Origin of the sequence: Lysinibacillus sp. (assembly GCF_032093475.1) — a bacterium.
Taxonomy (GTDB): Bacteria; Bacillota; Bacilli; order Bacillales_A; family Planococcaceae; genus Lysinibacillus; species Lysinibacillus irui.
The window spans coordinates 1-24,803 of the sequence record NZ_DAMDAY010000058.1; the positions used below are offsets into that span (position 1 = coordinate 1).

Sequence of the window (24,803 nt, forward strand, 5' to 3'; positions counted from 1 at the left end):
GTACCACCACAATCAACAATCGTCATTAATTCATCTTCTGTTTGATCAGAGGTATGCAAACAAGGGAGAGTGCGTTCAACAGTTTGCTGTAAATGTTCCTGATGCATATAAAGGTAGCCCTGACTCGTTGCAATAATGGGCTCATTTCTTGCCTTTAATAAAGTCATATCATTGACGATCACTTGTCTAGAAACATTAGCAAACTTAGCCAAGTCTGTCCCAGTTATAGGAGTTTTACTTTTTTTTAATTGTGTTAATAGTTGCAGTCGGCGTTCTTCGCCTAACATTTTTTTCATAAGAGTTCACCTCTGCTCATAGTAAAGGAATCCGCATTCCTTATGATTAAGTGTACCATGAAGCATTTCTTACTTGCTGAAATTTTTGTATCCAAATGAAACATTGAACATATGATACGTAGAGAGGAAGGGAGGAAAAAATTGCGTATTCATATTGTTCAAAAGGGAGACACATTGTGGAAGATTGCGAAAGAGTACGGCATTTCGTTTGAAGATTTGAAGCGGCTCAATGTCCATCTTGCCAACCCAGACTATATTGTTCCAGGCATGGAGATTATATTGCCTGAAAAAATAAACAAAGAGCCGCATAGAGATTCACATAAAGAAATGCCGAAAAAGGAAACACAAGTGCATAAGGAGACACCGACAAAGGAAAGCCCTAAAAAGGAGGTACAACGACCGATGCCACCGCCACCGCCGATTGTACCACCACCACCAGCTCCTATGCCAATGCCAGAACCACAAATGATTCCAATACCAATACCAATGCCAATGCCAATGCAGATGCCCCAACAACCGATGTGGGTACCGCAGCCTGTGGAAATGAATTGGCACCAACAAGTGGTAATGCCACAAGTAGAACAAACTGTTACTCCACCACCCGTACAAATACAGCCACCACCGCCGCCAGCACCTACACCGCCACCAGTAGCAAAACCAAAGCCAATGCCCGTGCCACAACCAGCACCACAGCCACCAATGCATATCATGCCACAAATGCCTGTTGTACCACATTGCTCAAGTTGTCACCAGCCGATTTATCATCATCAAATGTGGTGGCCAATGCAGATGCAGCCACAGGTAGAGCATTATGCGATGCCACAGCCACCGATGTCCTATGATATGCCAGATCATAAGGTTGGGGGGATGGAAGACTTTTTAGAATCTACGTCACCGTTTTTCCCTACTCATAATGAGCAAATGAAACCACAATTTGATATGATGCCTAATATGAATATGGGGATGCCTGATATGAATATGGGCCAATCTTGTGGTTGTGGTAGCCAACCAATGCCGATGCCAATGCCAATGCCTGACATGAATATGGGTCAATCTTGTGGCTGTGGTACAAAACCAATGCCAATGCCAGACTGTGGTTGTCATAACCAACCAATGATGATGCCTAATTGGCAAATGGATCCTTGCCAATGTCAACCGCCGTGCCCATCAGGAGCAGGACCATGGATGTCACCGCACTATTTCCCAGGCGGGATGACGCCTTATCGATGGTGAAAAAGCGTATATAGTTGAAGAGGTAAAGCCAAATATTTGGAAATATAAGTATCAATCGAATAATTATTTTGTTAAACGAGCAAAGCAAGTGGAAATTGCGGAGAAGGTGAGAGCTATTCATCGCCAGTTAGGAAGATTGGAGCCTTCTCTCATTTTACCAATAGTCCAAAGTGATGATGAGCAATTAATTGTGCAAGTCTGGCAAGAGGGAAGTCATGGCGCTAACTTTGCACATAAAAAGGATCGTAAGGAATCTCTTAAATTATTAATTGCTTTACATGATACACATAAAAAAATTGCTTGGCAGCGAGTGCCGGGCTTGCATACCTACTCACAACTTTTAAAGTGGCAAATGCGTCATATGCGTTTTAAAAGTAGAAGAAATGAGTTTCGAGCATTTCTAACAAAAGAAGAAATAGATCAAATTTTGCACTACAGCGATAAATCGCTACAATTGATTGCGCTAGAGGATGTACCAGAAAAAGACATCACACTCTTACATGGGGATGTTGTCCATCATAATTTTTTATGGTGCTCTGATGGACAATTGCGTTTAATTGATTTTGATTTAGCACATCTTGGAGAAGCGGATGATGAATATATTTTATGGTTGCATCGGGTATTACCAGCTGTTGATTATGACCTTGCAAAGGTTTTTGCTGAATTACCGGAGCTGAAGCGATTGGATAAAAGAAAGCTCCATCGTTTGAAATATCCGAATGAATTATTACGTGAATGGCTTTTTGCAGTGGATTTACCATTAGAGCAACAGCTAGTATTTTTAGATTATTTAGTGCCATTTACAAAACGAGCCCTCACCTATTGGCCAAAACTGTGGTACGATATTGATAGATTTGTCAAGAAATGACCGTCATTTGGCGGTCATTTTTGTCTGAGAGCAACGCTTTTCATACTACTTTTTGTCGAGCATTCGTTCGCTATATGCTATAATCGAAGACGATGATTGTGAGGGATTATGGATGTATGATTATTTAAAAGGACAAATTACTCGTATTACACCAGAATATATTGTACTTGAACAACAGGGTATTGGCTGGCAACTTAATACCCCTAACCCGTTTGCGTTTCGAGCATCTGCTCTTGAACAACAGATATACGTTCATTTGCATGTTCGAGAAGATGCACAGGTTTTATATGGTTTCCCTAATCTAGATCAACGAGAACTGTTTAGAAAGCTAATTTTAGTATCTGGTATAGGACCAAAGGGGGCTCTAGCTATTCTAGCTACAGGCAACCCGCAACAGGTTATTAGTGCGATTGAACTGGAAGACGAGGCGTTTTTAGTAAAGTTCCCTGGAGTAGGGAAGAAAACAGCTCGTCAAATGATACTAGATTTAAAAGGTAAGCTAGGCTCTCTATTAGATACAATAGAGTTACCTAGTACAGAAGATGAGCTACCGTTATTTGGTGTCAATCCTTATAAACATGAACTAGAAGAAGCCATACTTGCCTTAATGGCACTTGGTTATTCTGAAAAGGAGCTCGAAAAAATTCGACCACAGCTTGAGGATAATGACAAGCTTGAGACGACAGATGCCTTTATGAAACAAGCACTGCAACTACTGTTAAAATTAAAATAAGAAAAGGAGGGAAGGTACATGTCTGAACGTATGATGGCAAGTGAGGCAGGAAGCTATGATGAGCAATTTGAATTATCTTTACGCCCACAAAGACTAGCACAGTATATCGGGCAGCATAAAGTAAAGGAAAATTTACAAATATTCATTGAAGCAGCAAAGCTTCGCCAAGAAAGTTTAGATCATGTGCTGTTATATGGGCCTCCAGGACTCGGGAAAACGACATTAGCAGCTGTTATCGCGAATGAGATGAATGTCAATGTCCGTATGACAAGTGGACCAGCGATTGAGCGTCCAGGAGATTTAGCAGCTATTTTAAGTTCACTAGAGCCTGGGGACGTTTTATTTATTGATGAAATTCATCGACTCCCCCGTGCCATTGAAGAAGTGTTATATCCAGCAATGGAGGACTTCTGTTTAGATATTGTGGTTGGGAAAGGTCCAGAAGCACGTTCAGTTCGACTTGATTTACCTCCCTTTACCCTTGTAGGTGCTACAACAAGAGCTGGCGCCTTATCTGCCCCTCTAAGAGACCGTTTTGGAGTTTTACTACGATTAGAATATTACGATGATCGTTCTCTTGCAGAAATTGTAGTGCGCAGTGCTCATTTATTTGAAGTGGAAATTGAGCAAGTAGCGGCAATGGAAATGGCGAGGCGTTCACGTGGAACCCCCCGAATAGCCAATCGTCTATTGAAACGAGTGCGAGATTATGCACAAGTGCTTGGAGATGGTATGATAACAGAGGGACTTGCACAGCAAGCGCTAGAACTGTTACAAGTCGATCCTAGGGGTCTTGATCATATTGATCATAAACTTGTCACGAACATGATTGAGCGCTTCCGAGGAGGTCCAGTGGGCTTAGATACACTTGCTGCATCAATTGGTGAGGAAAGGGTTACGATAGAGGATGTATATGAGCCCTATTTGATGCAAATTGGCCTAATTCAGCGTACACCACGTGGAAGAGTAGCCACACATTTAGCTTACGAACATTTTGGATATGAATATCCCCAACAAACATAATAGAAGGAAGTTTTTTTCATGCGTGTAGAAGATTTTGATTTTGAATTACCAGAGGAGCTCATTGCCCAAACACCATTAGCCGATCGTACAGCAAGTCGATTAATGGTCGTAACACCTGGTTCCAATAAAGTAGAGCACCACCATTTTGCTCATATTTTAGATGAGCTACATGCAGGAGACTGTCTTGTATTAAATGATACAAGAGTCTTACCTGCTCGCTTAATGGGCGTCAAAGAAGAAACAGGTGCACATATAGAAGTATTGCTATTGAAGCAATTAGCTGGTACAGATGAGTGGGAAACACTTGTAAAACCAGCGAAGCGTGTAAAGGTAGGGACAACTATCACATTTGGAGATGGTTTATTGTCAGCGACTTGTACGGGTGAGCTTGAACATGGCGGACGTACATTTGAATTTCATTACGATGGAATCTTTTATGAAATATTAGAACAGCTTGGTGAGATGCCGTTGCCTCCATATATTCGTGAAAAACTAGGGGACAAGGATCGTTACCAAACAGTTTATGCCAAAGAACGTGGCTCAGCTGCAGCGCCTACAGCAGGACTGCATTGGACAGAGCAATTATTAGAGCAAGTGAAAGCTAAAGGTGTAGAAGTAGTCTTTATCACATTACATGTAGGACTTGGTACTTTCCGTCCAGTGAGTGTAGATTCAATTGAAAACCATGAAATGCATGCTGAATTTTATAGTGTTACCGAACAAGCAGCAGACACAATTAATCGTGTAAAGCGTAACGGTGGTAAGGTAATAGCTGTTGGGACAACCTCTACACGAACATTAGAAACGATTGGCTCTAAATACGATGGCGAAGTGCGGGCTGAACAGGGTTGGACATCAATTTTCATTTATCCGGGCTACAACTTCACGGTGGTAGATGGGTTAATTACCAATTTCCATTTACCAAAATCAACGCTTGTCATGCTTGTTAGTACACTAGCCACACGCGAAACCATTTTAAGCGCCTATCAACAAGCTGTAGAGGAAAAATATCGCTTCTTCAGTTTTGGGGATGCGATGTTTATACGTCCGAAAAAATAATCGGGGATTAAATCGAAGTACTGTTTTTACTTCAGATAAGAGAGGATTTTTTATTTTATGACACAACCAGCAATTCGATATGAATTACTTCATACTTGTAAACAAACAGGAGCTCGTCTTGGTATCGTGCATACACCACATGGCTCCTTTGAAACACCAGCATTTATGCCTGTAGGGACACAAGCAACAGTTAAAACAATGTCCCCAGAAGAATTAAAAGAAATGAATGCAGGGATCATTTTGTCCAATACGTACCATTTATGGCTACGACCAGGTAATGATATTGTCAAGGAAGCAGGGGGACTTCATAAATTTATGAACTGGGATCGTCCAATTCTAACGGATTCAGGTGGTTTCCAAGTGTTCTCACTAAGCCAATTCCGTAAAATTGAAGAGGAAGGCGTTCATTTCCGTAACCATCTAAATGGAGATAAATTATTTTTAAGTCCAGAAAAAGCAATGGAAATTCAAAATGATTTAGGCTCTGACATTATGATGGCTTTCGATGAATGTCCACCATATCCTGCAACACATGAATACATGTTGCAATCAGTCGATCGTACAACTCGTTGGGCAAAACGCTGTAAAGAAGCACATAAGCGTCCAGAAGACCAAGGTTTATTTGGTATCATTCAAGGCGGGGAGTACGAGGATTTACGCCGCCGTTCGGCAGAAGCCTTAGTAGAATTAGACTTCCCAGGTTACGCAATTGGTGGTTTATCTGTTGGTGAGCCGAAAGATGTGATGAACAGAGTTTTAGAATTCACAACACCAATGATGCCTGAAAATAAACCACGTTATTTAATGGGGGTTGGCTCACCAGACTCTTTAATTGATGGAGCTATTCGTGGAATTGATATGTTTGACTGTGTACTGCCAACACGTATTGCACGTAATGGTACACTAATGACCTCTGAGGGACGTCTAGTAGTGAAAAATGCCAAATATGCACGTGACTTTGGCCCAATAGATCCAAACTGTGATTGCTATACATGTAAAAATTATTCTCGTGCCTACATTCGCCACCTTATTCGCACAGAAGAAACGTTTGGAATTCGTTTAACAACTTATCATAATTTACATTTCCTATTAAAATTGATGGAACAAGTACGTGAGGCAATTCGTCAAGACCGTCTTGGTGATTTCCGTGAGGAATTCTTTGAAAAATATGGCTTTAATGGCCCAAATGCGAAAAACTTTTAAGTAATTCGCTTTGGCGTAATAACGTCAACTAAGAGCTATAGTTAGGAAAAGTTATTCAAAACTTTGTAAAAAGTGAATATTTCTAGCAAAATATTGTCAATCATAGAAAAAATATTAGTAATTGAGAAAATTTTTGGGCATGTCCATCGCTTTTTGCAGGTGGAATAGTCTATACTAAAAAAGTGAGATTTAGAAAGGGGGCAAGATGTAGTATGGATCAATTAATAGGATTAGCACCAATATTATTAATGTTCGTTGCAATGTGGTTTATCTTAATCCGTCCAGCTAAAAAAAGACAGCAGCAAACTCAAAATATGCAAAATAGTTTGCAACGTGGAGATAAAGTCATTACAATTGGTGGTCTACATGGTGTCATCGATGCAATTGAGGACACTGCAGTGACATTAAAAATTGCTGACAATGTACGTGTGAAATTTGACCGTCAGGCAATTGGACGAGTTGTCAATGAAAATCAATGACAATAAGTAATTAAAGAAAAAGGCTTACAATAGGCAATAGCTATGTTGTAAGCCTTTTCTTATAATTGGAAAGCAGAAGGGACGCCGAACCTTCCTGCTTTCTTCGTATTATTTCATTGCGTAGTTAATTTATGAATTAACTCAGGACCTGTATCATGTCCATTTACAGTTATTCTACTTAGCGTAAATAAATCATCTCCCATTCTGACACTTTTATTTTGAATCACAAAGCCCATTTTAAAACCAGCCTCCTTTACTATTTGAATGGTAGCTGGAGATTGATTACCGTACGGATAGCTAATAGCGATAGGCTCATAGCCTAATTTTTCTTTAATTATTTGTCTTGAGTAAAGTAAATCATGACGAACTCTTTCTTCGAATTGTTGCTGACTTTCTAGTTGTCCATTTATATAGCTTGGACCGTAAATTGCCCCATATACTCTTCCATTTTTTGAAGTTAATTTATAATGAGAGTCCCATGTATGGCTTTGAATGGTTATATAATCTTGCATTTCATTTAATTGATCCCAATTCATCTTGGCAATTTCCTTTGGGTAGTCATTCTTTGTATGAACAATCCGGCTTGCAATCACAAAGATTTCTGCATGCATGTCATACTTTTTCAAAATAGGATAGGCTTTTTCGTAATTGCTGAGATAGCCATCATCGAATGTAATCAATATAGGCTTTTCAGGTAGTTTTATGTGATTATTGAAGTAATCGTACAATTCTTGCACTGAAATAGCATGATAACCCTCTGCTTTAAGTGCTTTTATTTGATTTTCAAAATTATTGGGTGAAATAACTGTATTGTTGTTTATATTCTCCGCTAAATGGTGGTACATAAGAACGGGTATTTTCTGTTCTTGGTATCCATGGATGGGAAAAGGATAAGTGAACAGAACTATATAAACAAAAACGACAACAATTATTTTCCTTGTCATGTTCTCACCTTGTTTGTTTTAAGTATTTGGCTCTTTATATTGTTTACCTTCTTTTAAGGACTATTCGTTGCAAATCACTTTTTTCAGTGACATCGGACTATAAACCTGTATAAAAAACAATGAGTAAGGTCACCTTGATAGTATGGGGGTGTTTCTATGGAAGAGTATTTCCATATTATTTTTAGAACTTGTTTTTTATATGTGTTTATCATCATTGTTTTTCGATTAATGGGCAAACGAGAAGTAGGAGAATTATCAGTCATTGATTTGGTTGTCTTTGTTTTAATTGCAGAGGTGGCTGCTTTTGCGCTAGATGATTATAAAAATCCTCTTTTTAATGCCATTCTACCTATTATCATCTTGCTTTTTATTCAAATATTAAGTGCCTTTTTATCGTTAAAGTTCAAGAGAATTCGTGACTTAGTCGATGGTGATCCAGCTTTATTAATAAAGGACGGTGTTATTTTAGAGAGTGAAATGCGAAAACACCGCTATAATTTAGATGATTTATGTCAGCAATTACGAGAAAATGGAATTGCCTCTGTGACAGATGTTGCATTTGCGTATTTAGAGCCTTCAGGCAATCTTTCGGTCTACAAAAAAGATGAAAAATCATTCGTGTATCCACTGATAATTGACGGTGATATTCAGGAAAGACATTTATTCACTATGCATAAAGATGTTGAATGGTTAATGGGTGAGCTAGCTAAAAATAATATTACAGATAGTGAAACTGTATTTTTTTGTATTTGGGAAGACAATAAGTTGCACATCCAATTAAAAGAAACTTAAACTTTTTTTGCTAATTTTCGGATGTAGCGGAAATCTGTTATCCGTAGCTGGTTGCTCACTAATAAAAAAGTAAAAAGTAAAAATAATGTAACACAGCTACTCAAAATAAATGGTAAGGACAATATTGGGATAAGGAAATACTGTGCTACGCATACGGCAATAAAGCAACTATATGGTACGATGAACATCCTAAAGCCAGCACGTAAATTTTTTCTTTGTCTAACAGTTGCGATGTGCAAGAAGGATGTTAATAAAACACCAAAGCCAATTGCTACAACGGCGCCTTTTTCCTGTATACCAGGTTGTGAGGCAAGTACAAACATTACAAATAGTTTACCCAGTCCACCATAGATGGAGTTCATCATAGCCGCTCGAGCTTCTCCAATCGCCTGCAAAATGGAATGCAGTGGGCTTTGGATATAATAAAAATAAAAAATAGGTGCTAAAATTTTTACGTACCCACGATTTTCTTCTAAATGGAAGAGCTTCATAGCCAATTCATCACCATGGACAAAGAAATACGTAGCTGCAAAGCAGCCTACTAAGGAAGATAATCTTAGTGAGACCGAAATTCGCTCCTGTAGTAGTGGTATATGTTGACGAGCAACAGCATCACTAACAGCAGGAATGAGGACAATCGATAATGCTGTTGACACAAACGCAGGGAATAGCAGTAATGGCACCAAAACACCTGAGATGACACCGTAAAGAATTGTGGCTGCAGATGCTGTTAGGCCGGCCACAGTTAAAGCTTTTAAAAAGATAATCGGTTCCAAAAACCAAGTGAACGATCCAAACAGCTTACTGCCTGCGGAGGGTAGCGCTATCCGAAGCATTGGAGACGCAGGATACCCTTCGATTTTAGTTTTACGTGTTAATAATCTCTTTTTGGAGACGATATAATGCAGCCATAAATAAAGGAAGGCTACAACTTCCGCAAGAAGAGTAATCCCCATTGCTGCCGCAGCTGTCACAGCAGCATTATTAAAGTTGGCCACATAAGGAAGCATTAGTGTAATAAAGCTAATACGCACAACTTGCTCAATCATTTGTGCCCAAGCTGTTGGGGTAATTTTAGCTACACCTTGTAAATAAGCACGTAATAAACCAGATCCAACTGATACAGGTACTGCAAAGAGAGCAATCCATAGCGTAAATGTTGTCTGTTCATTATGTAATAGCGTCGTCGAAATATATGGTATTGTGAGTGCAACGAGTGGCATAAATACAATCATGCCAATAAATGACCAAAGAATGGCAGTACGCATGACACCAAATATGCTTTCACGTTTATTTTTTGCTAGTAATTCTGCTACGATTTTAGCAACTGCAATAGGTAGTCCAAGTTGAATGAGTGAGATGAAGAAAATAAATGCAGGATAGACGGTCATATAAATGCCGACTGCCTCTTCACCAGCAATACGCATAAATTGCATTCTATAAAAGAAGCCAAAAAGTTTAGATAAAAAAATGACAAACATTAAAAATAATGTACCCCGTACAAAAGAACTCATGCCATCCGTCCCTTCTCAAGCCGCAAAAATTCATTTACACTATTTGTATGCAAGCATGTCTTACGTTACGACTTTGATTGGAGATGATTCAAAATGAGTATGCAGTATGAGCAGCTATTTGAAAAAATTCGTCCGGCAATTGATAGTAAGATAGCAGAGTTTAAGTATTATCAATATGATGCCATTACAGCGGAAGAACTTTGGCGTTACTGTGTTGAAAAAAAATGGCGTAAAAAGAAGGTTGAACAGCTACGGTTACATGAAGTTATTTCTACTATTTTTGCGGTATCACCATCTGATATTGTCTCATTTAATCAAGTAGAGTTTTTACAAAGTAATAATTGGTTTGAAGAAGTCAATAATGAAGAATTGCAATTACTGCTTGGTCCAGTCAAAACGTAATCAATGGTGTGTCAAATTTTACAACAATTCATAGAATCCTTAATGTGTTGAATTGACACCAAGCGCAACCTGTTTCATAATAAGTGTGTTGCGCTTTTTTTATTTTGAATAAGTTCTTACTTACATAAGTCTTTTTTAGCTTTACTTAAGCTTGGAGGCTAGTACCTAATAATACAAAGAAAAACTTGCGCGTTATGAACGATTGAAATAAGTATGCAACCTTTTTGAAGCAAGGTAACACAATTCTAGATGAAAAGGAGGATTAAACGTTTCAAAAGGTTTGCAAGTTACTTGTTTGGCGTGTAAGGACAGCCCTTACACCAATTCGAGGAGGATTTATTGATGAAACTAAAAAGTCGTATAGTTGCATTCCTACTGATTATCGTGCTATTGGCAGCAGGTATTAGTACGACTGTAAACGGCGTCTTAAAGGACATTAAGCTTGGTCTTGATTTACAGGGCGGGTTTGAGGTGCTTTATGAGGTGAATGAATTAAAAGAAGGACAAAAAATCACACCGGAAATTGTAACAGCTACGGCAACAGCTCTAGGCAACCGTGTCAATGCGATTGGGGTAAGTGAACCAAGCATTCAGGTTGAGGGAGAAAATCGTATTCGTGTGCAGTTAGCAGGTGTTGAGGACCAAGAGTCTGCACGTAAGTTATTGTCTACGTCTGCGAATTTAACATTCCGCGATGTGGATGACAATTTATTATTAGATGGAGATGATTTAAAGGAAAATGGAGCAAGTGCTTCCTTTGACCAACAAAATCGTCCAATTGTATCGCTTAAATTAAAAGATGCGAAAAAATTTGCTGATATCACAAGTAAAATTGCGGCGAAACCTGCAGGCCAAAATTTACTGGTTGTATGGTTAGACTTTGAAGAGGGTGTTGACTCCTATAAAGCTGAGTCACAAAAAGCGAAGCCTCGCTATGCATCGGCTGCAACAGTTAATCAAACATTAAATACAACAGACGTTATGATTAGCGGTAACTTCTCTGTTGATGAAACAAAAAATTTAGCAGGTATTTTAAATGCAGGGGCATTACCTGTGAAGCTTGATGAAATTTATTCAACATCTGTTGGTGCACAATTCGGTGATGAAGCACTGAAAAGTACTATTTTAGCAGGTATTATCGGGGTAGTAATCATCTTCTTGTTCATGTTATTCTACTATCGTTTACCTGGCTTTATTTCCATCATCACATTAGCTATTTTCACATTCCTAGTATTGGTGGTATTTGATTGGATTAATGCAGTATTAACGCTGCCAGGTATTGCGGCCATTGTCCTAGGGATCGGGATGGCAGTAGACGCTAATATTTTAGCGGCAGAACGTATTCGGGAAGAGCTGCGTGTAGGTTATTCTGTGAAACAAGCCTTCCAGCTTGGTTCTAAACAATCATTATCGGCCATTGTCGATGCACAGTTGACTACATTATTAGCAGCAGGTGTTCTTTTCTATTTCGGGACAAGCTCTGTAAAAGGATTTGCAACAACATTAATCATTAGTATCTTGTTAAGCTTCTTAACAGCGGTATGGGGCTCACGTGTCCTATTAGGTCTACTTGTTAACAGTGGCTATTTCAACAGTTCAGCATGGTTTGGAATTGCGAAGTCCAAACAGCATAGTCTGGATGAAAACATTGGTACATTAGATTTATCAACGAAATTTGATCGCTTTGACTTTGTTCACAACCGTAAGAAATTCTATACATTCTCTTTAGCTATTTTAGTGGCAGGTCTAGTCGTTCTGGGTATTTTCCGTCTAAACCTAGGTATCGATTTCTCGAGCGGTACACGTGTTCAAATTGAGGCAGAACAATCGTTGACAAAAGAGGAAGTTGAAAAATATGTAGATAGTATCGGTTTTCCTTCTGACGATATTGTTCTTTCAGGAGAAAAGAGCAATTCTGCAGTTGTACGATATAAAACTGATTTATCACAAGCGGATATTTTGAAATTCCAAAAAGAAACAACGGAGAAATATGGCCATAAACCAACTGTAAGTACTGTTTCACCTACAGTAGGTAAGGAACTTGTGAAAAATGCCATTAAAGCATTAGCCCTTGCAGCAATAGGGATCATTATTTATGTGGCAATTCGCTTTGAATGGCGCATGGGTATTGGCGCAATTGTGTCACTACTGCATGACGTATTCCTCATCGTTGCTGTCTTTAGCTTCATGCGTTTAGAAGTGGATATAACGTTCATTGCGGCTGTGTTAACGATTGTTGGTTACTCCATTAATGATACGATCGTTACCTTTGACCGTATGCGTGAAAACTTAGATCAATATGACACGATTACTGACCGTGAAGTATTGGCGAATATTGTGAATAAATCGCTCCGTCAAACAATGGGACGTTCTGTTAATACTGTGTTAACAGTTATTATCGTCGTTGTGTCCCTATTAATTTTTGGTGCACCATCTATTCAAAACTTCTCTATCGCATTATTAATCGGTTTAATTACAGGTATGTATTCATCAATCTGTATTGCAGCTCAAATTTGGTATTCATTAAAAATTCGTGAAATGAAAAAATCAGATGGACAGCTACACAAAAAAGAGAAAAAACAATGGGGTACAGACGAACCTGTTGTATAAGTAGTGAGCAGGGAATAGAAAACAATTTAGTTTCTATTCTCTGCTTTTTCTATGCAAAAAAATCTGCTACCTTTTTAAAAGGTAGCAGATTTTCGTATATGTTTATAATTTAAATTGTTGAAGTAATTCTTGGAGCTGTTGCGCATTTTGGCTTAATTCCTCCGCAACAGCATTTACTTGCTGCATTGTTGCAACCTGCTCGTCTACAGATTCTGCAATCAATTGTGAATTGCTTGCTGACAGATTCGAGACATTGGCTATTTCCGTGACAGACGCCGAGACCTGCTCGGCACTTGCTGAAATTTCTTCTGATGTAGCAGAAATTTCTTCAATTTGCTCGGTAAAGGCTGCAACGGCTGAAGTAATAGAGTAAAATGCATCTCCAGCCTCATGAATTTTAACTACGCCATCCTTTACAGATGCTAAGCCGTTATCAACCGCAGCTGCAACATTGCGTGTATCTGTCAGAATTTCTTTTGTAATAGCAACGATTTGATTGGCAGATTGATTCGATTCCTCAGCCAGTTTACGCACTTCATCAGCTACCACTGCAAACCCTTTACCATGCTCACCAGCTCTTGCAGCTTCAATAGCAGCATTGAGTGCTAGTAAATTGGTTTGTTCTGATATGGCTGTGATGACTGTTGTAATTTGACCGATTTCTTCAGATTGCTTACTTAATTTTTGAGTTAATTGAGCAATCTCTGTAGTAGCCTCTGAAATCCTATCCATTTGGTCTTTCGCTGTTGAAATAGTTGCTCCACCTGTATGGGCAAGTTTCGTCATACTTTCTGCATTTTGATGGAGGCTGTGCGTTGCTTCCGCAATGCGTTGGACACCAGCGGCCGTTTCATCCATAGCCACTGCACTTTGCTGTGAAGCACTAGCAGATGAATTGATATGTGTTGCGTTTTCTTGAATTCTTTGGGCAATATCATCCGATGTTGCCGTCACTTCCTCTGTACTAGCTGAAAGCTCTTCAGAGACAGCTGATAGATGGGATGCACTATCTTGAATGTTTGTCATCAATCCAGCGAGATTTTGTTTTAATGAATTGACTGCATTTGCAAGTGTGCCAATCTCATCCTTTGTTTGATGGTTAAGCTCAGCAATCGTTAAATCTCCTTGCGCTAATGTATCTGCTGCATTTATGACCTTCCGAAGTGGCATAACAATGCTATTTTTAATAAAGTACATAAAATATAAACCGATTACTACACTAGCAATGAGGAGGCTAATGGCAATAATTATTGCGCTAGAAACGGTTTGATTAACATCACGATCAACCTTTTGAAGCTGTTGATCATGATATTCTAATAAGTCTTTCGTTAGCTTAAAAATTTCCTTATTGTATTTTGTAACATCGACATTTATGTATGTAAGTGCCAAATTCGTTTTACCGTTATTAAACGCTTGCTGTGCTTTTGCTGAATTTGCTAATAATTCATTTTGCAATTCTGTGATTTGCTGCATAATGTTTTTCGTATAATCAGAGCGAACAATGGTAGATAGTTCTTTAACGGTTTCAGGTAATAGCTTTTCATAGCGCTCTAAGTTGGCTTTAGCAGTTTCATCCTTATTATTTAAAATATAAGACCGTAAAAACAATCCTTGAGATGCAAGTTCTTGCTGTATTTTCTCGGTTAATTGAATTTGAACAATACGATGATTCAAGACTTCTTCTAAATCATTTTGTGTTGTTTTAAATTGAAGAAATGATAGGATGCTTGAAATGAAAAGTAAACATGTTAAAGAAATAAAGCCTAGATTTAGTTTTTTGCGAACGGTCATATACGTTCCTACTTTCTTTAATTATATGGAAAAAATAATGTTCTGAAATTACTATAACTTGATATATTTACATGGTCAATACTAAGAAAATATTCAATAGTAGGAAATCAACTTCCCTATTAAAGGGTATTTAAAAGGAGAATATACCCACTATAAAGGTCTACTCAAAAAGCATGTATCACCACTTTTTCTTCAGAATTTATTGACAATTATATTGCTTTGGCATAGAATTAAGGCTAACTTTTTGTTCGGATCAGGTAGAAGGCTTCGGGAGCGAGGTCAGCCTAAGAACAGATGAGCTGAGTTTAGATGAGAATAGCTGAGAAATTGTTGAATAAGAGTAGTAACATAAGTCCTGTAATGTAGAGAGTCAGTGGTTGGTGTAAACTGATTTACAGCTTATGTGAATGGACTTATGAGAGTCGCTAATAAACAGCGAACGTGATTCCCCACGTTATAGGGGTGCTTTTCCATATGTAAAACAGAGCGGAAAGCACAAAGGTGAGAGCAAATGCTCTAATATGAGGTGGCAACGCGGTCATGATCGTCCTCTGCAATTAGGATTAATCCTTTTTGCAGAGGGCTTTTTTATTTGATTCAGCATTCGACTAAACAGTGAAAAAGAATCTTTAAAAAGGAGTTTAATAGCTATGCAAACAATGAGTTCTAGGACAAAAATGAAAACCATTAATGGCGATTCTTTAACACCTATTTTGATTTTTAGACGGTTACAGGGTACACATAAATTTTTGCTGGAGAGCTCCTCCCAGCATAAGGGAGCAGGAAGATTTTCATTTATTGGAGCGAATCCAAGAAAGACTTATAAAGGAATGGGCCAAGAAATTCAGGAGATTTCCCATGGAACTGGAAAAACATATGTGCATAAAGGAAACCTCTTTGTCCTACTTAAACGACTAATGCCACGCATTACCAATACGACACAATTTCCATTCTCTGGAGGGGCTGTTGGTTTTATAGGTCATAGTGGAACAAAGGTGTTCAACGACAATCAAGTAGAAATGCTTGAGGCCCATTTTCATGTGTATGAAACAATTATTGTGTTTGATCATCTAACCGATGAAGTGACATTAATTCATACAAATATTGATGCGGAAAAACAACAACCTAGTTTGGAAGAATTGGCACAACAATTGTTAAACGGACATGTAAGTGATGAAGCAACTTCTCGGTATCATGGACTCGATAGGATGTCCTATGTACAATTCGCAAAAGATTTACAGACAATACAAGAAAGTTTAACTAATGATATCTCACGGGTTGTACTGCCCAAGCAATATGTAGCAAACTTTCAGGGGCATGCGTTTACCTTATACCGACAGCTACGTAAAATGAAGCCAGCAGCCTATATGTATTATATAGAATTTGATGATTATGTTGTATTAGGAACTTCCCCTGAAAGTCTGATACGTGTCAAAGGAGATAAAGTCATTGCAACACCTATGGAGGGGACATATCCACGAAGGGAGACAAAAAGTGAAGACCTAGAAAATGAGCGCAAATTATACGATCATTCGGCCATTAGAAAATCACATGCGCTTCTTGTTCGTACAGTTCAACAAGATTTACAGTCTGTTTGCTTCAGAGACTCTGTTCAAATTATTGATGCCATGCGTATTGAGGAATCGAAACAGGCATTGCATATGACATCAACGGTGGAGGGGCAGCTTTTACCTATGCTTCATGCACTTGACGTATTAGCAGCAACATTGCCAACATTTTCAACTGTGGGATTTCCAAATGAACAGATGGCACGATCTATTAAAAGAAGGTCCAATTTTGGTGGAGCTCTAGGCTTTATTGGATTTAATGGACATTTAGATTTTGCCTTAACAGGACAGTCCATTGTAGTTGATCATGAATCCATGAATATGCAAACGACCATCACCGTGACGAAATATACAGACGTGCAGAAAGTATTAGATCGAGTGAAAGAGGAACAAGAGGCATTTTTACAGTTACTGACGAACAATGGAGGGCAAGATTAATGGAACAATTACAACAAAAAGTGTTGCAAGGCGAACACTTAATGTATGGGGAAATGCTGAAGGCGGCCCAATGGTTATTTGATGATCAGACACCTAAAGATCAAATGGCATGCTTTTTAACAGCTTTATCAGTAAAGGGAGAAACGGCGCATGAGGTAGCAGCATTAGCAACAATTATGCGGTCTTTTGCACGTGAGGTAGCCATACAAGCTGGTGGCTATATGGATAATTGCGGTACTGGCGGTGATGGACTTCATACTTTTAATATCAGTACAGCTTCCGCTTTTGTACTAGCTGGAGCAGGCGTCAAAATAGCCAAGCATGGAAACCGCAAAATATCATCTTCCTCGGGCAGTTCCGATGTATTGGAGGCATTAGGTATTCATACAGCTATTTCTATTCCGCAAACCATTGAGTTATTGGAGAAAGAAGGAATCGCCTTTCTCTATGCGCCAAATGTTCATCCAAAATTAAAGCGGATTGGGGAGGTTCGCCGTTCAATAGGGAAACCAACAATCTTTAATCTTGTTGGACCTTTAACAAATCCAGTCCCATTGTCAACACAGTTCACGGGAATTAACCGACCTAATTTTGTAATGGAATATGCTTCTGTTTTACAAATGCTTGGGCGTGAACGAGCCATTGTCGTATCAGGACCACAAGGCTTAGATGAAGCTTCGTTAGCGGGTCAAAATACGCTAGTTTTAGTAGATAAAGGGGATTTAATTCCTTTTTCCTTAACAGCAGAAGATGTTGGTCTCCCATTTGCACCGTTAGAGGCAATCAGAGGTGGCAATGCAGATGAAAATGCTGTACTCTTGAGAAAACTATTAGCTGGGGAGCAGAGTGCCTATTTAGATACTGTGTTATTCAATACAGGTATTGGCTTATTTGGCTATGGTCAAGCAGAAACGATTAAAGAAGGGGTAGCCATGGCAAAGGAAAGTATTTTTAGTGGGCGAGCACTTCAAAAATTGGAAGCGGTAGTTACCTTTAGCGAGCAAATAAAAAAAGTGGAGGTAGGTTTATGAATATACTTAACAAAATTCTACAGCAAAAGAGGATAGAAGTAGATGCTTTATTAGAGCAACCTGATCCTCTAGCAAGTTATACAGAAAAGACACGTCCATCGTTATTTGATTCGCTACGACAGGCGAATACGTTACAAGTCATTGCTGAAATGAAACGTGCTTCTCCTTCCAAGGGGCTAATTGCAGAAGGGGCAAATCCAGTTGCCCAAGGACAAATCTATGCACAAGCAGGAGCAGCCGCCATTTCTGTCTTAACCGATAAAGAATTTTTCAAAGGCTCTTTTGACGATTTAGCAGCGGTTGCTAGTGTTGTGAATATCCCTCTACTATGTAAGGATTTCATGATTGATAGGGTGCAGATTCGATTTGCGAAGGCAGCAGGAGCATCCATTATTTTATTAATTGTAGCTGCTTTGACAGACGAATCCTTACGAGATTTATATAGCTACGCAACGGGGTTAGGCTTAGAGGTTTTAGTGGAAGTGCACGATAGAGAGGAGCTCGACCGTGCACTTGCAGTAGATGCAAAGTTGATTGGTGTTAATAATCGAGATTTACGCACGTTTGAGGTCAGTTTACAACGTACACAAGAAATTGCTGACGCTTTTCCATTTAATGAAAACCGTGTATTAATAAGTGAAAGCGGTATTTGGTCACAGGAAGATGCACAACAAGTTGTAGCCATGGGGGCTAGTGGAATTCTTGTAGGGGAGGCATTAATGCGCAGTGGAGATGCTGGGCAGGCACTACAATGTTTTCAAGTACGAAAGGAGGGGCTTCTGTATGACAAAAGTTAAAATCTGTGGATTGCAAAAACAAGAACATGTCATAACAGCTATTCAGGCTGGTGCAGATGCCATTGGTTTTGTTTTCGCACCGAGCAAACGTCGTGTAACTATTGAGCAAGCTCAGCTTTTATCGAACGAAGTACCTCAAGGGGTATTAAAAATTGGTGTCTTTGTCAATCCGTCTGCAGCTGAACTAAAGGAAGCGGTAGAACGTGTGCCATTAGACTATGTGCAATATCATGGAGAAGAAACGCCAGCATTTATTCAAGAACAAGGTTATCCAGCTATTAAGGCATTGTCGGTACGAGGCAAAGAGGATATTCAAGCTGCAGCTGATTATCAGGTAGATTATTATTTATTCGATGCACCTGGGACAGATTTTAAAGGTGGCAGTGGCCATACTTTTGACTGGAGCCTACTGGAGGAGGTAGGTATCCCACGAGAAAAATTACTATTAGCTGGTGGTCTCAACGTGGACAATATTGAAGAGGCCATCACAACGGTAGCCCCTTTTATGGTGGATGTTTCGAGTGGTGTGGAAACAGATGGAATGAAGAATTCTGCAAAAATACAGGAATTTTTAAAGACAGTAAAGAGGGGGATGATCTAATGGGGATTTCAATTGCAAATAGTGTACCGACAAAGGAAGGACGTTTCGGCCGATTTGGTGGTCAGTTTGTGCCAGAAACTTTAATGACCGCATTACTAGAATTAGAAACCGCCTATGATGATGCATTAAAAGATGCAACGTTTACAGAGGAGCTTACCTATTATTTACAGGAGTATGTTGGACGAGAAACCCCTCTCTATTATGCTGAAAATTTAACGAAGGAGCTAGGTGGCGCAAAGGTCTATTTAAAGCGTGAAGATTTAAACCATACAGGGGCTCATAAAATAAACAATGCCATAGGGCAAGCGCTACTTGCTAAACGTATGGGTAAAAAGAAAATTGTTGCCGAAACAGGTGCAGGACAGCATGGGGTGGCAACTGCTACTGCTTGTGCCTTACTAAATCTAGAATGTGTTGTTTTTATGGGGGCAGAGGATATCAAACGCCAACAGCTAAATGTGTTTCGCATGGAGCTTCTTGGCACGAAGGTCGAGTCGGTGGAAAGTGGTTCTAAAACTTTAAAGGATGCGGTGAATGCAGCATTGCGCTATTGGGTGACAAATGTTGAAGATACGCATTATATTTTAGGTTCTGCATTAGGCCCTCATCCATTTCCTAAAATTGTTCGGGATTTCCAGCGTGTAATCGGCGTTGAAACGAGAAAGCAAATTTTGCAAAAAGAGGGACGTTTACCAGATGCAGTAGTTGCTTGTATTGGCGGTGGCAGTAATGCTATAGGTATGTTTCATCCATTCGTTGATGATGAATCAGTAGCCTTATATGGTGTTGAGGCGGCAGGGAGTGGTCTTGATACTGGAAAGCATGCAGCGGCCATTGCCGGTGGACAGCTAGGGGTGTTACATGGTGCTTATATGTATTTATTACAGGATGAAAATGGCTTTGTTCAAGAAGCACATTCTATTTCAGCCGGATTGGATTATCCAGGGAAAGGGCCCGAACATTGTTATTTACATGATATTGGCCGAGCTCAATTTGACTCCATTACAGATGATGAGGCACTAGAGGGCTTGCAATTGTTAAGTCGAACAGAGGGCATTCTTCCTGCACTTGAAAGTTCCCACGCCATTGCTTATACAGCAAAGCTTGCTAAGACAATGCCGAAGGATTCTATTATAGTTGTATGCTTATCTGGTCGTGGAGATAAAGATGTTCACACAGTTCGAGCGGTACTAGGAGGGGATGCTAAATGACGACACTAAAACAAGCAATTGAACAAGCAAAGGCTACAGGAAATAAAGCTTTTATCCCCTATATGATGGCAGGTGATGGGGGGCTAGAAACAATCAAGCCGACGATTTTAACTTTTCAACAGCTCGGTGTGACAGCGATCGAAGTAGGTATTCCCTTTACAGATCCTGTAGCGGATGGACCGGCGATTGAGCGTGCAGGAGAACGCGCACTGGCAGCTGGTGTGACATTAAGGAAAGTGTTGCACACGCTCGCTTCATTTAGAGAGGAGATAACGGTGCCTCTAGTGGTCATGACTTATTTCAATCCAGTGTTAGCTTATGGCTTAGAGACCTTTGCCAAAGACTGTGTAGCAGCAGGAGTAAAAGGGTTAATTGTACCAGATGTCCCATTAGAAGAAAGTGCACTGCTACGTGAAACATTAAACCCTTATCGTATTGATGTGATTCAACTCGTTTCTTTAACTAGCCCTCCAGATCGAATTGCCCGTATTGCAGCTGCTAGTCAGGGCTTTGTTTATGCAGTAACCGTTAATGGTATTACGGGAGCAAGGTCTCATTTTGCTAATAATTTAGAACATCATTTTGCAGGTCTACGTCAGGCAAGTCCAATCCCAGTACTGGCGGGCTTTGGTATTTCGACACCTGAGCACGTCAAAAAGATGGGGGCATTAGGGGATGGGGTTATTGTCGGGAGCGCCATTGTAACGGCCCTGCATGAAGGAGATATAGCAACAGTGGAAGCATTAATAGCTGCTTCTAAAGGTATACTAGCGAAGTCTACTCTTTAAAAGAGTAGGCTTTTTGCTTGGGAGTGAATATTTAATTTGAAGCATAGTTAAGGAAAAGTGATGGATCTACATCTCGAATGGATGGTAAAACTATCAATCTAATGGATAGTGCGTAACCAATCGAATTTCGGTATAATAGCTTTCGTAAGGAAGTGAGAAGATGATCCTATCGAAAAAAAGATGGCAGGTGGAGCGTCCAGATGCCACACTTGTCCAAACATTACAAAATGACTTACAACTTTCTGCGATTGCAGCAAAAATTTTAGCAGCACGTGGCTGTGAAACAACCGCTGACGCAGAAAGCTTATTAAATATGACCGAAGCAAATATTCATGATCCATTTCTCATGCATGGCATGGCTGAAGCGGTGGCGCGAATTGAGCAAGCACTAGAAAATGGTGAGAAAATATTAGTCTATGGCGATTACGATGCGGATGGTGTGACAAGTACGACTGTCATGCTAAATGTGTTATTGGATCTCGGTGCCGATGTATCTTTTAAAATCCCAAATCGTTTTATCCATGGGTATGGACCACATGAGGCTCTATTTCGAGAAGCCTATGAAGAAGGGGTACAATTAATCATTACAGTGGATAATGGGATCTCAGGAATTGAACCTATCCGAGTAGCGAAAGAGCTTGGCATGGATGTTATTGTGACTGATCACCATGAACCTGGGGAGGAGCTACCGCCAGCAGATATTATTCTTCACCCGCGATTACCAGAAGGGCATTATCCGTTTGGAGAGTTAGCTGGAGTAGGTGTAGCCTTTAAGCTAGCACATGCTCTATATGGAGAGCTACCCATCCACTTAATTGAATTTGTTGCGATTGGCACTGTAGCAGATTTAGTGCCGCTAGTAGATGAAAATCGCTATCTGGTCAAACGGGGTATTCAGGAAATGCGTCGCTCCCTTAGTCCGTGGGTACAAGCAATGTGTGACATAGCGAGTACAGAGCAGGCAAAAATTTCTGAAGAAACGATTGGCTTTTATTTTGGCCCTCGATTAAATGCTGTTGGTCGACTCGGAGAAGCAGCTCCAGGAGTCGAGTTATTAATGGCTGAGGACAATGCCAAGGCAGCTGCGCTGGCAAAACAGTTAAATGCTTGCAATACAGAACGAAAAGATATTGTGAAAAGCATTACAGATGAAGCTATCGCCCTTATCGAAGCCGATGAAACGATTGGCAATTCCTTAGTTCTTGTTGTGGCAGGGGAAGGCTGGAATGCAGGGGTTGTGGGTATCGTTGCTTCTCGTCTTATGGAGTTATATTACCGTCCAACCATTGTCCTTTCACTCGATCCTGATAAAGGGATAGCTAAAGGTTCCGCCCGAAGCATTGAAGGCTTCCATTTATATAACGAACTAGCAAAAAATCGGGATATTTTGCCTCACTTTGGTGGACATCCCATGGCAGCAGGAATGACCTTATCGTTAGAGCATGTTGATGAACTACGTAGACGTTTAGATGCTCAAGCAAGGGCCTGTTTAACAGAGGAGCACTTAACCCCTATTGTCCATATTGATATACCACTAAGTATTGATGAAATTTCAGCAGATGCTATCGAAGAAATTTCAGCACTTGGCCCATTTGGAACTGATTTTCCAAAGCCTATTTATGTACTGGAGGATGTAGAAATTTCATCCATGCGTAAAATTGGTGCAGCAGAAAATCATATTAAAATGGAATTAACGAATGGCTATGACAAATTAGATAGTGTCGGTTTTAATAAAGGTCATTTACATGATGAGCTAACGTATGGCATCAAAGTTTCCTTTATAGGTGATTTACAAATTAACGAATGGCAAGGGCGAAAAAAAGCTCAATTTATGATTGAAGATGTCCAAACAACAGAATGGCAGCTATTTGATATCCGTGGAATCCGTCAAACAGCTCGTTGGCTTAATACAGTGCCGAAGGATGAGGCGATGTTTATAGCCTTTCGTCCTGAAACGATGACCTATTATCAGTCATTGATTGGTGTACCTATTACAGTAGTGGACCCTACACTTTCAAATGTTGATCAAAGTGATTATATTGTGCTTTTAGATTTGCCACAAAATGTTCAAAGATTAGAAGAAGTATTACAGAAAACGAAGCCTTCACGAATTTATGCGCACTTTTATATGCCAGATTCACAATATTTCAGTGGTTTACCTACACGAGAGCAATTTGCTTGGTTTTATAAATTCCTGAAAAATCGACCAGCATTTCCGCTTGATATGCACATAGCTGATTTAGCGAAGCATACAGGATGGCCATTAGATGCATTAAAATTTATGACACAGGTGTTTTTTGAGCTTGGTTTTGTTAAAATGGAGAGTGGACTGACGACTGTCAACGTGAATGCCCCAAAACAGGCACTAACAGAGGCACCGTCTTACAAACAACGTTCAGAACAGATTGAAATGGAGCAAAAGCTTGTCTACGCTCCTTATATAGAATTAAAACAATGGTTTGATGAACGAATACATGACTAGACGAAAAATGTTTCGTAGGAGGAGCAATAACATGGATTTAAAGCAATACGTCACTACGGTTGAAAACTGGCCGAAAGAGGGCATTATTTTCAGAGATATTACGACAATTATGGACAATGGAGCTGCATACAAATATGCAACAGATCAAATTGTAGAATACGCCAAAGAAGTAGGAGCTGAAATTGTAGTAGGTCCTGAGGCTCGTGGTTTTATTATCGGTTGCCCAGTTGCCTATGCACTTGAAATCGGCTTTGCCCCTGTTCGTAAACCTGGTAAATTACCACGTGAGGTCATTAGTGCTGACTATGGTCTTGAATATGGCAAAGATACATTAACAATGCATCATGATGCGATTAAGCCAGGTCAAAAAGTTTTAATCTGTGATGACTTACTAGCAACTGGTGGTACTGTGGAAGCAACAGTTCGCTTAGTAGAACAATTAGGTGGTCAGGTAGTAGGTTGTGCATTTTTAATCGAACTTTTAGAATTAAATGGTCGTGCTAAACTTGGCGATTTAAATATTAAAACACTTATTCAATACTAAGAGCAAGAAGAAAGCGCCCTAAAAACAATGGGGCGCTTTTTTTTATTCCTCCTCATAGGATTGGATGATTTTTTGCATTGTTCGCAATGTATCGTAGAAATCTGCATATTTTTCAATCCCGATATCCTCAATAATTCTATCTTGAATTGCTTGCCAAATGGGAGCAGCTTCATGCAACTTTTCTAACCCTTTTTCAGTAAGTGTAATCTGTTTCGTACGGGCATCGTTTGTGTCTCGCTTTAATTCCACATAGCCATGTTGCTTTAAGAGATTTATATTACGTGTCACCGTAGTTTGATCGAGTTGTAAAATTTCACCTAGACGGCTAATCGAGACAGCTTGCTGAAGGTCAATGTGTGCAAGCATTGAATATTGTGTTACCTTTAATCCAGTAGG

At 39.6% G+C, this 24,803-nt stretch carries 23 protein-coding genes and 1 other annotated feature; of the genes, 18 read left to right on the forward strand and 5 right to left on the reverse strand.

The genetic code is table 11. The annotated features are described in order from the left end of the window. Positions 1–296: HTH domain-containing protein (locus tag RT445_RS13095; RefSeq protein ID WP_313470708.1), on the reverse strand; the 296-nt coding region annotated here is incomplete at its 3' end. Between the two features lie 141 nt (positions 297–437). On the opposite strand from RT445_RS13095, the gene RT445_RS13100 reads away from it, so the two are divergent. The 7 genes from RT445_RS13100 (at position 438) to yajC (ending at position 6,894) form a co-directional block, all read left to right on the forward strand. Next, positions 438–1,529, forward strand: coding sequence for a LysM peptidoglycan-binding domain-containing protein (locus RT445_RS13100; RefSeq protein ID WP_312506760.1), 1,092 nt, complete (start codon positions 438–440; stop codon positions 1,527–1,529). 34 nt (positions 1,530–1,563) lie between these two features. Beyond that, positions 1,564–2,397, forward strand: coding sequence for an aminoglycoside phosphotransferase family protein (locus RT445_RS13105; RefSeq protein WP_274797357.1), 834 nt, complete (start codon positions 1,564–1,566; stop codon positions 2,395–2,397). A 112-nt stretch (positions 2,398–2,509) separates the two neighbouring features. Beyond that, positions 2,510–3,130, forward strand: coding sequence for a Holliday junction branch migration protein RuvA (ruvA, locus tag RT445_RS13110; RefSeq protein WP_312506759.1), 621 nt, complete (start codon positions 2,510–2,512; stop codon positions 3,128–3,130). Positions 3,131–3,148: 18 nt separating this feature from the next. Next, complete coding sequence (gene ruvB / locus RT445_RS13115) at positions 3,149–4,153, forward strand: Holliday junction branch migration DNA helicase RuvB (RefSeq protein WP_274793925.1); 1,005 nt, start codon at positions 3,149–3,151, stop codon at positions 4,151–4,153. 18 nt (positions 4,154–4,171) lie between these two features. Further along, positions 4,172–5,212, forward strand: a complete 1,041-nt coding sequence (gene queA / locus RT445_RS13120) for a tRNA preQ1(34) S-adenosylmethionine ribosyltransferase-isomerase QueA (RefSeq protein ID WP_274793924.1) — start codon at positions 4,172–4,174, stop codon at positions 5,210–5,212. A 57-nt stretch (positions 5,213–5,269) separates the two neighbouring features. Beyond that, the gene (tgt, locus tag RT445_RS13125) at positions 5,270–6,415 is read left to right on the forward strand and encodes a tRNA guanosine(34) transglycosylase Tgt (protein WP_274793922.1); all 1,146 of its coding nucleotides are present in this window, start codon (positions 5,270–5,272) and stop codon (positions 6,413–6,415) included. A 212-nt stretch (positions 6,416–6,627) separates the two neighbouring features. Next, positions 6,628–6,894, forward strand: coding sequence for a preprotein translocase subunit YajC (yajC, locus tag RT445_RS13130; RefSeq protein ID WP_274793921.1), 267 nt, complete (start codon positions 6,628–6,630; stop codon positions 6,892–6,894). A gap of 113 nt (positions 6,895–7,007) precedes the next feature. On the opposite strand, the gene RT445_RS13135 is transcribed toward yajC, so the two are convergent. Next, positions 7,008–7,838 (reverse strand): polysaccharide deacetylase family protein, encoded by an 831-nt coding sequence (locus RT445_RS13135; protein WP_274793920.1) that lies wholly within the window; start codon positions 7,836–7,838, stop codon positions 7,008–7,010. A 156-nt stretch (positions 7,839–7,994) separates the two neighbouring features. Between RT445_RS13135 and RT445_RS13140 the strand changes: the two genes are divergently transcribed. Beyond that, complete coding sequence (locus RT445_RS13140) at positions 7,995–8,630, forward strand: DUF421 domain-containing protein (protein WP_312506758.1); 636 nt, start codon at positions 7,995–7,997, stop codon at positions 8,628–8,630. Here the strand turns inward: RT445_RS13140 and RT445_RS13145 are convergent. Next, the gene (locus RT445_RS13145; protein WP_274793918.1) at positions 8,627–10,144 is read right to left on the reverse strand and encodes a putative polysaccharide biosynthesis protein; all 1,518 of its coding nucleotides are present in this window, start codon (positions 10,142–10,144) and stop codon (positions 8,627–8,629) included. The two genes, RT445_RS13140 and RT445_RS13145, sit on opposite strands and share 4 nt — an antisense overlap. 93 nt (positions 10,145–10,237) lie before the next feature. Between RT445_RS13145 and RT445_RS13150 the strand changes: the two genes are divergently transcribed. Further along, positions 10,238–10,546 carry a post-transcriptional regulator gene (locus RT445_RS13150; RefSeq protein ID WP_274793917.1) on the forward strand — a complete coding sequence of 103 codons (309 nt, stop codon included), beginning with the start codon at positions 10,238–10,240 and terminating at the stop codon, positions 10,544–10,546. Between the two features lie 342 nt (positions 10,547–10,888). Then, positions 10,889–13,156: a protein translocase subunit SecDF gene (gene secDF / locus RT445_RS13155; protein ID WP_274793916.1), complete on the forward strand. Its 2,268-nt coding sequence runs from the start codon at positions 10,889–10,891 to the stop codon at positions 13,154–13,156. A 102-nt stretch (positions 13,157–13,258) separates the two neighbouring features. Here secDF and RT445_RS13160 read toward each other — a convergent pair whose 3' ends face one another. Continuing rightward, positions 13,259–14,947, reverse strand: coding sequence for a methyl-accepting chemotaxis protein (locus RT445_RS13160; protein WP_312506757.1), 1,689 nt, complete (start codon positions 14,945–14,947; stop codon positions 13,259–13,261). Positions 14,948–15,268: 321 nt separating this feature from the next. After that, positions 15,269–15,502: a binding site (T-box leader), on the forward strand. A 95-nt stretch (positions 15,503–15,597) separates the two neighbouring features. Here RT445_RS13160 and RT445_RS13165 point away from each other — a divergent pair. The 8 genes from RT445_RS13165 (at position 15,598) to RT445_RS13200 (ending at position 24,407) form a co-directional block, all read left to right on the forward strand. Further along, a complete protein-coding gene (locus tag RT445_RS13165) occupies positions 15,598–16,953 on the forward strand; it encodes a chorismate-binding protein (protein WP_312506756.1) in 1,356 nt (451 codons plus the stop codon). Then, positions 16,953–17,984: an anthranilate phosphoribosyltransferase gene (gene trpD, locus RT445_RS13170; protein WP_312506755.1), complete on the forward strand. Its 1,032-nt coding sequence runs from the start codon at positions 16,953–16,955 to the stop codon at positions 17,982–17,984. Before RT445_RS13165 ends, trpD begins: the two co-directional genes overlap by 1 nt. Continuing rightward, the gene (trpC, locus tag RT445_RS13175; protein WP_312506754.1) at positions 17,981–18,781 is read left to right on the forward strand and encodes an indole-3-glycerol phosphate synthase TrpC; all 801 of its coding nucleotides are present in this window, start codon (positions 17,981–17,983) and stop codon (positions 18,779–18,781) included. The genes trpD and trpC overlap by 4 nt, the downstream gene beginning before the upstream one ends. Beyond that, complete coding sequence (locus RT445_RS13180) at positions 18,768–19,382, forward strand: phosphoribosylanthranilate isomerase (protein WP_312506753.1); 615 nt, start codon at positions 18,768–18,770, stop codon at positions 19,380–19,382. Before trpC ends, RT445_RS13180 begins: the two co-directional genes overlap by 14 nt. Continuing rightward, on the forward strand, positions 19,382–20,593 hold the full coding sequence (gene trpB / locus RT445_RS13185) for a tryptophan synthase subunit beta (RefSeq protein WP_313470709.1): 1,212 nt from the start codon (positions 19,382–19,384) through the stop codon (positions 20,591–20,593). Before RT445_RS13180 ends, trpB begins: the two co-directional genes overlap by 1 nt. Then, positions 20,590–21,381 (forward strand): tryptophan synthase subunit alpha, encoded by a 792-nt coding sequence (gene trpA, locus RT445_RS13190; protein ID WP_312506751.1) that lies wholly within the window; start codon positions 20,590–20,592, stop codon positions 21,379–21,381. Before trpB ends, trpA begins: the two co-directional genes overlap by 4 nt. 160 nt (positions 21,382–21,541) lie before the next feature. After that, positions 21,542–23,863 carry a single-stranded-DNA-specific exonuclease RecJ gene (recJ, locus tag RT445_RS13195; RefSeq protein ID WP_312506750.1) on the forward strand — a complete coding sequence of 774 codons (2,322 nt, stop codon included), beginning with the start codon at positions 21,542–21,544 and terminating at the stop codon, positions 23,861–23,863. A gap of 31 nt (positions 23,864–23,894) precedes the next feature. Further along, a complete protein-coding gene (locus RT445_RS13200) occupies positions 23,895–24,407 on the forward strand; it encodes an adenine phosphoribosyltransferase (RefSeq protein ID WP_274793907.1) in 513 nt (170 codons plus the stop codon). Between the two features lie 42 nt (positions 24,408–24,449). Here RT445_RS13200 and RT445_RS13205 read toward each other — a convergent pair. Then, positions 24,450–24,803, reverse strand: a 354-nt coding sequence (locus RT445_RS13205) for a MarR family winged helix-turn-helix transcriptional regulator (RefSeq protein ID WP_313470710.1), incomplete at its 5' end; no start/stop codon positions are given.